We start from the raw sequence: 14,194 nt of genomic DNA on the forward strand, positions 1-14,194 counted from the left end.
GCCGTACGTCGGCGCCACCCTGTCGATGTACCCGGCCCCCAACTCGATCACCAATCCGGTCAACCCGGATGAGGCCGACGAGCCGCGGCTGGGCACGTTCATCGCGTGGGATGCCACCAAGGGCGAAATCAAGTGGTCCATCGCCGAGCCCTTCTCGGTGTGGAGTGGCGCCTTGGCCACCGCGGGTGACGTGGTGTTCTACGGCACGCTCGAAGGCTACCTGAAGGCAGTTGATGCCAAGACCGGCAAGGAGCTTTATCGCTTCAAGACGCCGTCCGGCATCATCGGCAACGTCAACACCTGGACGCACGACGACAAGCAGTACATCGGCGTGCTCTCGGGTATTGGTGGCTGGGCCGGTATCGGCATGGCTGCCGGGTTGACCGACCCGAACGCCGGCCTGGGCGCCGTGGGTGCCTACAAGTCGCTGTCGCAGAACACGCAGCTGGGCGGCGTCCTGACGCTGTTCGCGCTGCCGGATAGCGCACTCTAAGTCGACCGACAACCGTTGGTGGACACGCGCCCGCACCCTGCTTCGGGGTGCGGGCGCTTTTCTTGCGGGAAGTGCCCCGGACAGACACACTGAGGCCACCCGACATCGATCACGATATAGGTGCGAAATGAGGATGACCCGCCGACTCTTTTCCCTGTTTTTCCTGACCCTGGTACTGGGCACGGCCGGCCTGCAGGTGGCCTGCTCCGAGAGCCAGAGCAAGACAGCATCGAACGACAGCGCGACCGAGGAACCGGCCGGCGCTGACGAGAGCCAGGACAGCGGCAACACCCAGGTGGCCGCGGCCGACACCGAATCCGAGCCCACCGATGATGCGGCCTCGAACGAAGATGGTGGTGGCGATACGTCCGGCAAGCCGTACGACGTATCCTGTGACGACGATCACTGCGTCGCCAACGAGGCCGTCGTCACCGGCTACGAGAAGTATCACGCCCACTGCCATACCTGCCACGGACCGAACGGCGTGGGCAGCACCTTTGCGCCCAGCCTCGTGGACCGCCTGGAGGACCTGAACCAGGGCGAGTTCACCGGCATCATCGCCAACGGCAAGAAGCGGTTCGATTCGACCACCGGCACCTACTCGGTGATGCCGGCCTGGAAGGACAACCCGGACGTGATGAGCAACGTCGGCCAGCTCTGGGCCTATCTCAAGGCCCGCTCGGATGAAGCGCTGCCGGCGGTTCACCCCGATCCGAAGTAAGGGGCCGCGAGCGGCCACCATTGTGCTGCTGCTCGCCCGACCCTTTCGCCTGATGGCCATCGCGAGATGGCTCGCTTATCGCCTCCTGCCGGCCATGCTGATGGCCGGCAGCGGGGCTGCCGGTGCCGCCCTGCCGGTATCGGAAGTCGCACCCGGCATGTTCGTACACCAGGGGCATACCGAACAGGCCCGTTCGGACAACGGCAATGACATCGCCAATGCCGGCTTCGTGGTCGGCGATGACTGTGTCGCGGTCATCGATACCCTCGGATCACCAGCGCTCGGGCGCCAGCTGGCCGCCAGCGTGGCCCACCGGACGGATCTGCCGATCTGTGCAGTGATCAACACCCACGTGCACCCGGACCATGTGCTGGGCAACAGGGCGCTGACCGGCGATGACCGGCCACTGTTCGGGCATGAGCAACTGCCGCGGGCACTCGCCGCACGCGCGGACGGCTATCTGGCGGCAGCAAACAGGACCTATGTCGCGGATGCCGATACCTCCTGGATTGTTGCACCAACCACCACGGTTGCCGATACGAGGCGAATCGACCTGGGTGGCCGCACCCTGGTACTGGAAGCCTGGCCGACCGCCCACAGCAACACCGATCTGACTGTCTTCGACACAGGCTCGGGCACTCTGTGGACGGGGGATCTGGTTTTTATCGACCGGATGCCGGCGCTCGACGGCAGCATCAACGGCTGGCTGAGCGTGCTCGATGAACTGTCGGGCCGCTCGGACGTCAAACGAATAGTGCCCGGACACGGACCGGCATGTGCGCCCTGGCCGGCCGGCAGCGCCCCGTTACGACGCTACCTTAGCCATCTCCGTACGCAGGTGCGGGACGCGATTGACCAGGGACGCACGATCGAGCAGGCGATCGCGAACATCGGCTATGACCGCGCGCAGGACTGGCCGCTGTTCGATCAAGTTCACCGGCGCAATGTCACCGCGGCATTCGCGGAACTGGAATGGGAGTAGACGTCATGGCCAACCACAGACCGCGCACGATCCGTCGTCTGCTTGCACGGCAATTCATTGCCGCGACCGCAATTGCCGGCCTTCTCGGCCCGACGATGGCCGGCGCCGCGACAGCCGACGACGAACAAATCCCCGAATCCAGCGCCTGGCCCAGCCTCAAGGCGGAACACTTCGGTGACCGGCCGATCCGGGATGGCGAGGCGATCATCGGCCTGGATGCCCCCTATCGCGCCGAGGACGCCGCCATCGTGCCTATCGCCATCACCGACAAGCTGTCATCGGACGATGAGCGTCGTATCGAGCGCCTGTGGCTGGTAATCGACAACAACCCGGTGCCGATGTCGGCCGAGTTCGAGTTCGGGCCGGCCGCGGCCAGTGCCGATATCGCCACCCGCGTCCGGGTGAACGCCTACACCCACATGCGGGCCATCGCGGAAACCGGTGACGGCCAGCTCTACATGACCACCCGCTACGTCAAGGCCAGTGGCGGCTGCTCCGCGCCTGCCTCGAAGGACCCGGACGCAGCCCTGGCCAACATGGGGCAGATTCGTCTGCGCGAGCTCAGCGGGTCGGACAAGCCGGGACGGCGCATCCAGATGCTCACGCGCCACCCCAACCACACCGGCCTGCAGATGAACCAAGTCACCCGGCTGCACGTGCCGGAGCACTACGTGAATGCCATCGAGATCAACGCCGGGGATCGCAATGTCCTGAGTGCCACGATGACGTTCTCACTCAGCGAGAATCCGAGCCTGCGCTTTTCCTATCAGCCGGTCGGCTCGGCACCGCTGACGATTGCGGTTCGGGATACCGAGGAAAACACCTTCACCGCCGAGTACGCGGCCGCGCCATGAGCGCGCACGCGCACGTGTCAGTCGAAGTAGGCGCGGTCGCGCTCCTTGAGGGTGTCGAGCCCCTTGACCGTATCCATGCCCCGGGCACCCCGGAAGTCCGTGCGGGGCACGATGGCGCCGGTGAGGTCGGCATCGGTCAGGTCAGCGCCCCGGAATTCCGCTCCCGCAAGGTCGGCCCGGGACAGGTCCGCCCCGGCGAGATTGGCGTTCGTGAAATCGACGAACTTGAGATAGGCCCGCGACAGGTCGGCGCCGGAAAGATCGGCCGCCACCATCTCCGCGCCGTTGAACACCGCGTTCATCAGGCCCATCGACTGATTCTTCATGTCCGCCCCGCCCCGCAGACCGGACAGATCGGCGCCACTGAAATCGGTGCCCGACAGATCGCCGATGAGCCGCACCTTCGGCAGGCTGGCGTTGACGAAACGCGCGTCCTTGGCCACCACGCTGAACATGCTCGCGCCGGCGAAGCGTGCGCCGCCGAGGTCCGCGCCGATCATGCGTCCCAGATCCAGGTTGACGCCGGCCAGGTCCGCATTGGTCAGGTCGCTGTTCGACACATTGATGCTTCGCAGATCAACGCCGAGAAAATCCAGCCCGGCCAGATCGGCCCCGGCCACTTCGGCATCGTACAGGCCGTTCTGCCGCTGTTGCGCATCCGCCAGGATCGCTTCGACGGCGGTGCGGTCCAGATTGTCGTCCGCGACCGCAGCGCCGGCCATCACCAGGGCGGCGGCTGCCATAACCAATCGTTTACTTGCTGCCATGTGCGGTCTCCTGCGTACCCGGACGGGCGATTGACGTATTCGGTTTCCCGGTTCAGGGTCGATCGGCACCTTTCGGCACCATCCTGTAACCGGACCGTCGGCGCCCGCAAGCCATTGCATCGAACGAGCCACCTTCACCCAGATTGCAAGCGAGGATTCCAATGAAAACACGTTACCCGGCATGGATCGGCGGCATCGTAGCCGCGCTGCTCGGCACCGCCGCCGTGGGCGCGGATGAGCGAGAGGCATTCCGGGCCTGTGCCGATCCGAGCAACATGCCCATGGTCAACGAGGCCGGCGAAGGGTTCGAGAACAAGATTGCCGAACTGTTCGCCGACAAGCTGGGGCTGCCGCTCGAGTATTACTGGGTGCCCCAGCAGATGGGTTTCGGGCGTGTTTCGCTCAAGAACTTCCTCGACGACAAGAACCGCTATGCCTGCGACGTGGTGCTGTCGGCCGGTTCCGGCTTCGAGGTTGGCCAGACCACGCCGGCCTACTTCCGGTCCACCTACGTGATGGTGTTCCCGGAAGGCACCGGGCTGGACGACGTCCAGGAGCCCGCCGATCTGCTCGATCTGCCGGCCGACAAGCGGGAGAACCTGCGCATCGGCGGGTTCACCAAGTCGCCGCCGGTCACCTGGCTGCAGCGCAACGGCATGCTCACCAACCTGGTGGGCTACCGCACCCAGTCCGGCAGCCGCGATTTCGACCCGGGTGACGTGATCCGCAACGAGCTGGTCAACGGCGACCTGGATATCGTCATGCTCTGGGGGCCGATCGGCGGGTATTACGCCCAGCAGATCGACACACCCAAGCTGCGTGTCGTTCCCTTCGAACCCGACGAGGGTCTGGCCGTTTCGTTCCCCATCCGGATGGCGGTACGCTACGGCGAGAACGAATGGATGGAGACCGTATCCAACCTGATCCGCGACAATCGCGACGAAATCGAGTCCATTCTGGCCGATTACAACGTACCCCTGGTACCGCTCACGGAAAGCGACAAGTCCGTGCCGGATGACGACGACTGATACATCGATAACGCATCGCAGACACGCGACACCACGGAGGATGATGTGAAGCGACATACCCTGAGCTGCCTGCTGGCCGCTGCGCTGGCAGTGCCTACCGGCATGGCGGCAGCCGAAACCACCGACGACGAATTCTCACAAGCCAACCAGCTGCTGTTTCTGGAGAATCATCTGGACGGGGCGAGCGGCCCGATGATCTACGAATACCAGCTGACCAAGCGGGCCACCAAGGCCGGCGAGGATGACCTCGACGAAGGCATCCGCATGACCAGCAAGCCCGGCGCGGAAGCCAAGGCGCGCAATGTATCGTTCGATTACGACAGCGGCGACGACAACGATTACGTGCGTAAGGTGCCCTCGGCACGCGGGAATCCGGTGATCATGATGTTCCTGCAGCGCGACGTGGCGGAAATGGATCGCCTGACCGGCGGCTCCTGGCGCTTCTTCCAGAAGCAGGTAAAGCTGGCGCTGGAGCACGAGTCCGAGGTGGAGACGGTCACGGTCGATTACGACGGAAAGCAGGTCTCGGCCCAGAAGATCCGGCTGATGCCCTATCAGGACGAAGACCGGCCGCAAATGGCCCCCTACCGTGGCAAGGTGTACGAGTTCATCGTCTCCGAATCGATTCCGGGCGAAGTGTATGAAATCCGCACGCGAGTCCCCGCGGCGGAGGGTGACCAACCCCTGATCGAGGAATCCCTTCGTTTGACCGGCGTGCAGCCGGCGGGCGATAGCTGATCCGGTTACGGGGCCGGCAACTGGCCGCGCTCACGCTGATGGCGGGCGGCCTGACCCTGGGCACCATCGCCCAGGCGTCGGACCGCGACTGCCGCAGCGTGGCGATCCTGCCCTTCGATCTGCTCGACTCCAGCGTCCAGGCGGATATCGAAGGGCGGCAGGCCGAGGATATCGCCAGGGCACGACGTGCCACCGAGCGCGCCCGCAAGCTTCTCGCCAATCTGCCCGCATTCTGCCCGGTGGACGTCGCCCCGGCGGCGTCGGCCATCGACCAGGCCCGGCAGCGGTATCGCTACCTCCACCGCTGCAACGGCTGCGAACTCGACATCGCGCGCCAGCTCGATGCGGACCTGGTCCTGGTCGGCTGGGCCCAGAAAGTCAGCAGCCTGATCCTCAACATCAACGCGGTCATCCGCGAGGTTGATACCGGCATCGATCTGGCCGGCGGCTCGGTGGACATGCGCAGCAACACCAATGAAGCCTGGCGGCGGGCCACGCGCACCCTGGTCAGCGATATCCTGCGCCGCAGCTACAACGCCACGGTGTCGAAGGTTCAGTCGCCCGAGGCCGCGAAGTCCACGATACCGCGCAGAATCGAGTTGACCTCACGCGCGAATCCGGCCGCGCCCTCGGCCGCGAGCGCTTCCGGCAGCAGGTAGGTCTGGATCAGAACCGTCTCGCCCTGCGCCAGCACAGTGACCTTGCAGGGCATGTACACCATCAGCGCCGGGTCGATATCGATGGCGCGGCGGGCGTACTCCAGATTGCAGAAACTGACGATGTGCGCATCCGGAAAATCCGGGTGGCCGCGCCGGCGAATGGGGTCGCCCAGATTGTTGCGGGCGGTGATTGCGAAATTCTCCTGGGTGATCGCCAGCTCCAGATCAATCATCACATCGGCAACCGGCTTGTCCGTCGATCGCGCATAGCGCAGATCGGCGGCGCTCGGGTCCTGGGTGCAGGCCGCAACAGCGGTGGCCAGCACGACGCTCAGCAGCGCCCGCGTCAGCGCGCCGGCAGGTAGACGCTTGCGCTGCGTAGCGGATTGAGACATCGCTGTTCCAGCCATCCCCGCGGCAGACGCCGCGTTTCACCGGCCCGCGCCATCTGGATCGCGATACAAATGGCGCCGGCAACCACTCCGGGCTGTTCCAGATGCACGTGGTGGCCGCTGTGCTGCGCCACCAGATGCACGGCCCCCGGGTGGGACTCGACGAATTCCTGCTGCATGTCGCGCCATAACTCTTCGGACGCCACCGCCGAGGCGTTGGCCGAGCGGATCGGGCGCCCCCGCGAGACCACCACCAACGGCAGTTCCGGCGGCAGACTGGTTTGCTGCACCTGCAGCGCGCTGTCGCGGAATGCCGCCAGCTCGGTATGGACGGTGCGATTGGTCACCGCACGATAGGTCAGATGCTCCACCACTGCCCGGATACCAGCCGGCAGGGCCGGCGGAATGGTGGCCGGCGAGAACACCATGAAACGGCCCCGCGGCGCCACGGCCGTGCCGGCCTGCTCGTAGCGCTCGATCTGGCGCGCCTGGCTGGCATCAACCAGCACCAGACCGGCCACATCCTCCGGATACTGATGCTCGAACAACTGCATGTTCCAGCCGCCGAAGGAGTGACCGACCAGGACGTAGGGCGGCGCCTCATCCGCCTGCTGCAGCAACTTGTGCAGCTCACGCGCGATCACCGCGCTACTGCGCGTCCCCGGGGTGGCCCGGCTCCAGCCATAGCCCGGGCGGTCATAGCTGCAGACGCGGTTGCTGTAGGACAGCCATGGCTGCACCCGCGACCAGTCGAGGGACGTCCCACCCAGCCCGGAATCCAGCACCACCGTTGGGGCGCCCTGCCCCGTGCAGTGCAGGTGCATGCGATGGCCTTCCACCTCGAACAGCGAGCCCGGCGCCGCATACTCGGTGTCCGCCGACGCCATTCCGACGCCGGTCAGCATCAGTACTGCCAAGCCGAAGATCCGATTTATCATTCGAGCAACTCCCGTGTGAGCACCGGGCCGCATCAAGTGCCAGCCTACCGCATACGGCCGGGCAACGAATCAGGACGCACCAATACCAGGCATGAAACAGGCCAGAACTGTGACCTTGCCGGTCAAGGTCGTGCCCGGCGCCTCGCGCACCGAAATCGCGGGCTGGCTGGGTCATCGGCTGAAGCTACGGGTACGCCAGCCAGCCGATAGGGGACGAGCCAACGCCGCCGTGATCGCGCTGATTGCCCAACAGCTGGCGTTATCGCCGGCTGACGTGCGGATCAGCCGCGGCGCCACCACCCCCGCCAAGACACTGATCATCGGCGGGCTGGACGCCGCTACCCTGCGCGACCGGCTGAAGCACCTGACCGGTGCGACCCCTGATTGACCGGCCAGGGCCGCACCCGGTGTAGACTCGACCCGCGATCACCTCGAATGGTCTGCGATGCCGGATCCCGTTTTCATTATCGGCCTGCTGGGGGCCGTCGGCCTGTTCTTTCTCGCCCTGGGCGGTGCCCGCTTACGCCGACGCCCGGGAGCGGCGCTGCGCAATGGTCTGTTCGGATGCACCAGCCTGGGCCTCGCGGCCCTTCTTGGCGCCATCGGTTTCAATCTACTGACCTACCAGCGGCTCAGCGCGGAGCATCCGGTTGCCACCCTCGCGTTCGAGCAACTCGCGGACCAGCGGTTTCGCGCCCGCCTGGAACTGCCCGAGGCGCCCGCGCGGGTCTACGAACTGGCCGGGGACCAGTGGCAGCTGGATGCCAGATTTCTGAAATGGCACACACCGCTGGTGCTGTTCGGACTGGAACCGCGCTACCGGCTGGAACGGCTGACCGGCCGCTATCGCACCGCCGAGGACGAACAGTACCGCCTGCGCAGCGTGCACCAGCTAACCGACGACGCCGGCCTGGATCTCTGGACCTGGGCCGAGCGCCACCCGGCCTGGCTGCCGATGGTGGATGCCAGTTACGGCAGCGCCACCTATCTGCCCATGCGTGACGGGGCCCGCTACGAGGTCCGGGCCACCGCGTCGGGCCTACTGGCCCGCCCAGCCAACGACATTGCCCGCCGGGCGGCCGGCGACTGGTAGTCAGGCACCGCGCACCGGCGGGAACAGTGAATAGCCGCCGGTGGCATGCAGCACCGGGCGCGACTCACCCTCGCTGTGGATCACCACGGTGCCGGTTACCTGCCGGCGGCCCACGCGCAGCAGCCTGGCCTCCGCGATCAGGTCAGCCGGCGGCGGGCGACGCAGGAACTCGATGTTCAGATGGCTGGTCACCCCGTACTGCCCATGCTCGGCGTGGGCGATCACCGCTGCGTACATGGCCGTATCGACAAGCATCATCAGCACCGGCCCGGAAATCGTCCCCCCGAGGCGCAGCATGCGGTCGTTGTAGTGCAGCTTGACCCGCGCGCCATCGGTCAGGTCGAGGACCTCGAACCGGAAGCCCTCCGCCAGGTCGACGTTGTCGGCAATCATCCGCTCGATGTCGGCGGGGCTCACCTCGCTCATTGCGTTCCTCCCTGTTGCACCAGCCCGATCGCGCCGTCGATACCCAACTGACACGCCAGCACCAGCAGAATCATCTTCACCAGCCAGCGGAAGCGGCTCTCGTCGACCAGCCCGATCAGCCAGCGTCCCAGTGCCGTGCCCGCCACTACTGCCAGGGCCATCGGCCAGAGCAGGTCCAGCTGCCCGTCCAGCCCGAATCCTGCCACGGCGAAGGCCAGAATCTTGGCCGCGTGGCCCGCCGCCTGGCATACCGCCATGGTGGCGATGACGGTCTCCTTCGGCCATCCGCGGTCGAGGAAGAACGGCGCGATGATCAGCCCCGTGGCGCCGACCACCGTGCCCAGGCCACCCGAAAGCGCGCCTGCCACCACCAGGCCCGATGCGCCGGCCAGGCGCAGCCATGTCAGCCACCCCGGCACCAGGGCCAGCAGCAGGAATGCGGCCATCGTGATACGCACCACATCCGCCGGCACTGCCACAACCAGCGGCGCCAGCGCGAACGGTGCCGGCAACGCTCCCACCAGAAACAGCGCGAAACCCGACCACCGCACGTGGGGCAGATAGGCCACCACCCGAGCGGCGTTGGACACCAGCTGGACCGCGGCATGCAGCGGTACCGCCACCGCCGGCGTGAACCCCAGCGCGTACATCGCCGCGATCAGCAACGTGCCGCCACCGAGCCCGGTGAGGCCGGACAGCGTGGCCGCCGCCAGCGCGATACCCGCGAGAACAAGCGCCATCATGGGCGCGAATTCTACGTCGAAAGCGGAACCAGACGCCGCTTTCTGTGTGCTGCAACGAAAACGGGGCCGACGCTCGTGCGCCGGCCCCGTTCAGCGAGGACTGACCTGTAAGGCCCGGATCAGGCCGGCAACGCGCCGGACTTTTTCGCCGTGTGGGTGGCAATAAGGTCCATCAGCGGCGGCGCCAGGCAGTCGTACGGCTCGAGCCCGAGCTCACGCAGCCGGGTGCGCACGGCGTCCATGTTGTCCGGATTCTCCCCCGACTCGATGATCGAGGACACGAATGCGGCAAACTGCGGGGCCGACCAGCCGGACTCCGGCGACAGCTCGGTGTGCACGAAATCCAGCCCGTAGAAGGGATGGTCGGTATTCTCGATGCGACCGAACATGTGCACCCCGCACTCCTTGCAGGCGTGGCGCTGAATGGGGGCGCTTTCATCCACGATCGCCGTCTTGTCGCCGTTCTCGGCCACCGACACCGCATCGCGGGAAACCACCGCGACCAGTGAGAATCGTGCGCCCTCCGGCTTCCAGCACTTGGTGCACCCGCAGGCGTGGTTATGGGCGGTCTGCGCGCCGACCGACACCTTCACGGGATTGCTGGAACAGTGGCACAACAGGGTGCCGCCCTGAAAATTGTCCGATCCCGGCTTGATGCCGTTATCGATGGCCGGATGAATGGACACGTCACCTGCGCCTCCACCGCCGCCTTTCAACGACTCAACAAAAGACTTGATGCTCATTGGCGTTCGCTCCTGATCGGTTGTTATCGCTCCTCCGGCACGGCCCGATTCGCCCTCAGGACGGACCGGCTTCCTCCGTGCAGCCGGGCAACCCGTTCAACAACGGATTCACCCGGCCCCACCATCCTCCTCGGAGAAATAGCGATTGTCCAACCGGGGCGTGTCATCGGCAGGTCAACGACCAACCCGAGTCAGCACCGGCGCGGGATCACAGGCGCCAGGCATGCAACCGCGACAGAAATGCGAGTGCCCACGCCGGCGCATGTGCGCGTTTCCACTCGCCGGCCGCGAACTTGTTGGCCTCGACATACGTGGGGTAGGCGTGGATGGTGCCGAGGATCTTGTTCAGGCCGATCCCCTGCTTCATCGCGGTCACGAACTCGGCGATCAGCTCACCGGCATGCGGGCCCATGATGGTGGCGCCAAGCACCCGGTCCGCGCCCGGCTCGGTGAGCACTTTCACCAGGCCCCGGGCATCACTGTCGGTGATGGCCCGGTCCAGATCGTCGATGCCGTAGGTGGTCACCTCGTACTCGATGCCCTCGCCCGCCGCACTGGTCTCGTTATGGCCGACATGGGCGATCTCCGGGTCGGTGAACGTCACCCAGGGGATCACCGAGTAATCCACCCGGAATTTCCGGAACGTGCCGAACAGCCCGTTGACCGCCGCGAACCAGGCCTCGTGCGCCGCCACGTGGGTGAACTGGTAGGGCGCAATGGCATCGCCACAGGCGTAGATAGTGGGGATAGTCGTCTGCAGGAACTCGTTGACGCCGATGGTGCGGTCTGCCTCGATGCCCAGTTCCGCCAGCCCGAACCCCTCCAGCCGCGCAGCGCGCCCCACGGCCACCAGCAGCCGGTCGAACTCGATTTCCATCGTCTCGCCGCCATGCTCGCAAACCAGCACCTGCCGGCCATCAGTCACCCGCACCGCGACGGCGCGGTGGCCGGTGCGCACATCCACGCCCTCGGCTTCCAGGCGCTGCTGCAGGCCAGCCGCAATTTCCGGGTCTTCCGGCATCATCAGGCGGTCGAGCATTTCCACCTGGGTTACCCGGCTTCCCAGCCGTGCGAAGGCCTGGGTCATCTCGCAGCCGATGGGGCCGCCGCCGAGCACCACCAGACGTTCGGGCAGTTCCCGCAGATCCCAGAGGTTGTCGGAGGTCAGCACCGCCACCGACTCGATGCCCTCGATCGGCGGTATCAGGGGCTCGGCGCCGGTGGCCAGCACGATGGCCCGGGCGGTCAGCCGCCGACCGTCGTCGAGTTCCACCGTCCAGGGATCGACCAGGCGGGCGCTGGCCTGCAGACATTCCACCCCCAGCCCCTCGTAGCGTTCCACCGAGTCATGCGGCTCGATGCGACCCACCACGTCGCGGACCCGGTCCATCACCTGGCCGAAGTCGAATTCCGCCGACGCGGTATGCACGCCGAATGCCTCGCTGCGCTTGACGTCGTGCAGAAAGCGGGCCGTTTTCAGCAGGGCCTTGGACGGCACGCAGCCGGTATTCAGGCAATCGCCGCCCATGCGGTCGCGCTCGATCAGGGTGACCTTCGCCTTGACCGCCGCGGCGATGTAGGCCGCCACCAGCCCGCCCGAGCCCGCGCCGATCACGATCAGGTTGCGGTCGAACCGGGCCGGGCGCCGGTAGCCGCGCAGCGCCTGACGGCTGCGAAACCACTCCAGCCCCTTGCGGGCCACCAGCGGAAACAGCCCCAGCAGCACGAACGACCCGATCAGTCCCGGCGACAGGATGCCGCCCAGGGACTCCACCTGCCCCAGCTGGGTGCCGGCATTCACGTACACCACGGTGCCGGGCAGCATGCCGATCTGACTGACCACATAGAATGTGGCCGTGCGGATGGGCGTCAGCCCCATCGCCAGGTTGATCACGAAGAACGGGAACGCCGGCACCAGACGCAGGGCGAACAGGTAGAACGCCCCGTCCTTCTCGACCCCGCGGTTGATCGCCGTCAGCCGCCGACCGAACCGGCGCTGCACCCCGTCGCGCAGCAGGAAGCGGGCGACCAGGAACGCCAGGGTGGCGCCCACGCTGGAGGCAAACGACACGATCAGCAGTCCCCAGCCCAGGCCGAATACCGCCCCCGTAGCCAGGGTCATCACCGCCGCACCGGGAATCGACAGGGCCGTCACCAGCACGTACACGGTGAAGAAGGCCGCCGCCAGCAGTACCGGCATTTCCTGGCGCAGGCCCTCGATGGCACCCCGCTGGGCATCCAGGCAGGCCAGCGAGAAAAGTTGCCCCTCGCAAGCCCCGCCCAGCCAGCGGCCGGGGTCCAGCAGGAACCAGGCGGTCAGCAAGCCGGCGATGCCGGCCACGAGCAACAGGCGGGTGAAGGTCATCGGCATTATCTCCGTCGCGGTGCCGGAATCGGCTCTGCGCCTGTATGGACCGCGTTCGGCGCCTTCGTATTGCCAGTCCGGCCTGGGACCCCGGGTGGGGTCCCTTGAATCTGCTAGGATACGCGGCCTTTGAACCCGCGCACCGCGCTATTGCCACGCTCATCATGATGTACGAAACCGACAACCTCCGGATCAAGGGCATCAAGGAGCTCGTCACCCCCGACGCGCTGATTGACGAATTGCCCATTACCGACGCTGCGGCCGAAACGGTACACAACGCCCGCACCCAGATTCAGGACATCCTGCAGGGCCGGGACGACCGCCTGCTGGTGGTGGTGGGACCCTGCTCCATCCATGACGTGGCGGCCGCGCGGGAATACGCGGAAAAGCTCATGGCCGCGCGCCACGCTTACCGCAAGGACCTGCTGATCGTGATGCGGGTCTATTTCGAAAAGCCCCGGACCACGGTCGGGTGGAAAGGTCTGATCAACGATCCGGACCTGGATGACTCCTTCCACATCAACAAGGGCGTGCATCTGGCCCGCAAGCTGCTGCTGGATCTGGCCGATCAGGGCATGCCGGCCGGGGTGGAATTCCTCGACCTGATCACCCCGCAGTACCTGGCCGACCTGGTCGCCTGGGGCGCCATCGGCGCCCGCACCACGGAAAGCCAGGGCCATCGCGAACTGGCCTCCGGCCTGTCCTGCCCGGTGGGGTTCAAGAACGGCACCGGCGGCTCCATCAAGCTGGCGGTCGACGCGGTGGGCGCCGCGCATCACCCGCATCATTTCCTGTCGCTGACCAAGGCCGGCAACTCGGCCATCTTTGCCACCAGCGGCAACCCGGATACGCACATCATCCTGCGTGGCGGCAGCAACGGCCCCAACTACGACGCCGACGCCGTGACCGGCGCCGTGGCGCAGCTGGAGAATGCCGGGCTGCCCGGCCACCTGATGATCGACTTCTCGCATGCCAACAGCCGCAAGCAGCACAAGAAGCAGCTGGAAGTCGGGCACGATGTGGCCGGCCAGATTTCGGCAGGCTCGCGCGCCGTGTTCGGCGTGATGATCGAATCCCACCTCAGCGAGGGTAACCAGTCACTGGGCGCGCCCGACGAGCTGGAATACGGCAAGAGCGTGACCGATGCCTGCCTGTCCTGGGCGGACACCGAGCCGCTGCTGGCGGAACTGGCCAAGGCCGTGGCCGAACGCCGGGACGTGGCCACCGCCGAGGCTTCCTGACGCCCGACGGC

Annotated in this window: 16 protein-coding genes and 1 pseudogene; 10 read left to right on the forward strand and 7 right to left on the reverse strand. The window is 66.3% G+C overall.

Translation table 11 applies throughout. The features are described 5' to 3' along the window. The 4 genes and pseudogenes from RM531_RS11605 to RM531_RS11620 all read left to right on the forward strand — a co-directional run. A pseudogene (locus RM531_RS11605) lies at positions 1–493 on the forward strand (PQQ-dependent dehydrogenase, methanol/ethanol family); the annotation flags it as partial. A gap of 133 nt (positions 494–626) precedes the next feature. After that, entirely contained in the window at positions 627–1,214 is a 588-nt protein-coding gene (locus RM531_RS11610; protein WP_311659449.1) for a c-type cytochrome, read from the forward strand. 52 nt (positions 1,215–1,266) lie between these two features. After that, a complete protein-coding gene (locus tag RM531_RS11615; protein WP_311659451.1) occupies positions 1,267–2,196 on the forward strand; it encodes a quinoprotein relay system zinc metallohydrolase 2 in 930 nt (309 codons plus the stop codon). 5 nt (positions 2,197–2,201) lie between these two features. Next, positions 2,202–3,050, forward strand: a complete 849-nt coding sequence (locus RM531_RS11620; RefSeq protein WP_311659452.1) for a quinoprotein dehydrogenase-associated SoxYZ-like carrier — start codon at positions 2,202–2,204, stop codon at positions 3,048–3,050. 17 nt (positions 3,051–3,067) lie between these two features. Here the strand turns inward: RM531_RS11620 and RM531_RS11625 are convergent, their stop codons facing one another. Continuing rightward, on the reverse strand, positions 3,068–3,817 hold the full coding sequence (locus RM531_RS11625) for a pentapeptide repeat-containing protein (protein ID WP_311659453.1): 750 nt from the start codon (positions 3,815–3,817) through the stop codon (positions 3,068–3,070). Between the two features lie 161 nt (positions 3,818–3,978). Between RM531_RS11625 and RM531_RS11630 the strand changes: the two genes are divergently transcribed. The 3 genes from RM531_RS11630 to RM531_RS11640 are packed head-to-tail and all read left to right on the forward strand — an operon-like array spanning position 3,979 to position 6,242. Continuing rightward, positions 3,979–4,845 carry a quinoprotein dehydrogenase-associated putative ABC transporter substrate-binding protein gene (locus RM531_RS11630; RefSeq protein WP_311659455.1) on the forward strand — a complete coding sequence of 289 codons (867 nt, stop codon included), beginning with the start codon at positions 3,979–3,981 and terminating at the stop codon, positions 4,843–4,845. Positions 4,846–4,890: 45 nt separating this feature from the next. Beyond that, on the forward strand, positions 4,891–5,583 hold the full coding sequence (locus tag RM531_RS11635) for a hypothetical protein (protein ID WP_311659457.1): 693 nt from the start codon (positions 4,891–4,893) through the stop codon (positions 5,581–5,583). A 38-nt stretch (positions 5,584–5,621) separates the two neighbouring features. After that, entirely contained in the window at positions 5,622–6,242 is a 621-nt protein-coding gene (locus RM531_RS11640; RefSeq protein WP_311659459.1) for a DUF3280 domain-containing protein, read from the forward strand. Here the strand turns inward: RM531_RS11640 and RM531_RS11645 are convergent. Further along, positions 6,137–6,637: a DUF302 domain-containing protein gene (locus RM531_RS11645; RefSeq protein ID WP_311659461.1), complete on the reverse strand. Its 501-nt coding sequence runs from the start codon at positions 6,635–6,637 to the stop codon at positions 6,137–6,139. The two genes, RM531_RS11640 and RM531_RS11645, sit on opposite strands and share 106 nt — an antisense overlap. Beyond that, positions 6,589–7,551: an alpha/beta fold hydrolase gene (locus tag RM531_RS11650; RefSeq protein WP_311659463.1), complete on the reverse strand. Its 963-nt coding sequence runs from the start codon at positions 7,549–7,551 to the stop codon at positions 6,589–6,591. The genes RM531_RS11645 and RM531_RS11650 overlap by 49 nt, the downstream gene beginning before the upstream one ends. A gap of 112 nt (positions 7,552–7,663) precedes the next feature. On the opposite strand from RM531_RS11650, the gene RM531_RS11655 reads away from it, so the two are divergent. Together RM531_RS11655 and RM531_RS11660 are read left to right on the forward strand one after the other, a co-directional pair. Further along, positions 7,664–7,960, forward strand: coding sequence for a DUF167 domain-containing protein (locus RM531_RS11655; protein ID WP_311659464.1), 297 nt, complete (start codon positions 7,664–7,666; stop codon positions 7,958–7,960). Positions 7,961–8,017: 57 nt separating this feature from the next. Next, entirely contained in the window at positions 8,018–8,665 is a 648-nt protein-coding gene (locus tag RM531_RS11660; RefSeq protein WP_311659466.1) for a hypothetical protein, read from the forward strand. Here the strand turns inward: RM531_RS11660 and RM531_RS11665 are convergent, their stop codons facing one another. From RM531_RS11665 to RM531_RS11680, 4 genes are all read right to left on the reverse strand, one after another. Then, positions 8,666–9,091, reverse strand: a complete 426-nt coding sequence (locus tag RM531_RS11665; RefSeq protein ID WP_311659468.1) for a PaaI family thioesterase — start codon at positions 9,089–9,091, stop codon at positions 8,666–8,668. It lies immediately after the preceding gene. Further along, positions 9,088–9,834: a TSUP family transporter gene (locus RM531_RS11670; protein WP_311659470.1), complete on the reverse strand. Its 747-nt coding sequence runs from the start codon at positions 9,832–9,834 to the stop codon at positions 9,088–9,090. The genes RM531_RS11665 and RM531_RS11670 overlap by 4 nt, the downstream gene beginning before the upstream one ends. A gap of 119 nt (positions 9,835–9,953) precedes the next feature. Beyond that, positions 9,954–10,577, reverse strand: a complete 624-nt coding sequence (gene gfa, locus RM531_RS11675; RefSeq protein WP_311659472.1) for an S-(hydroxymethyl)glutathione synthase — start codon at positions 10,575–10,577, stop codon at positions 9,954–9,956. 208 nt (positions 10,578–10,785) lie between these two features. Next, a complete protein-coding gene (locus tag RM531_RS11680) occupies positions 10,786–12,942 on the reverse strand; it encodes a dihydrolipoyl dehydrogenase family protein (RefSeq protein ID WP_311659473.1) in 2,157 nt (718 codons plus the stop codon). A gap of 164 nt (positions 12,943–13,106) precedes the next feature. On the opposite strand from RM531_RS11680, the gene RM531_RS11685 reads away from it, so the two are divergent. Beyond that, positions 13,107–14,183, forward strand: a complete 1,077-nt coding sequence (locus RM531_RS11685; RefSeq protein WP_349255439.1) for a 3-deoxy-7-phosphoheptulonate synthase — start codon at positions 13,107–13,109, stop codon at positions 14,181–14,183. The last annotated feature ends 11 nt before the right edge of the window (positions 14,184–14,194 follow it).

The organism is Spectribacter acetivorans, assembly GCF_031846305.1.
In the GTDB taxonomy this organism is placed as follows: domain Bacteria; phylum Pseudomonadota; class Gammaproteobacteria; order Nevskiales; family Salinisphaeraceae; genus Spectribacter; species Spectribacter acetivorans.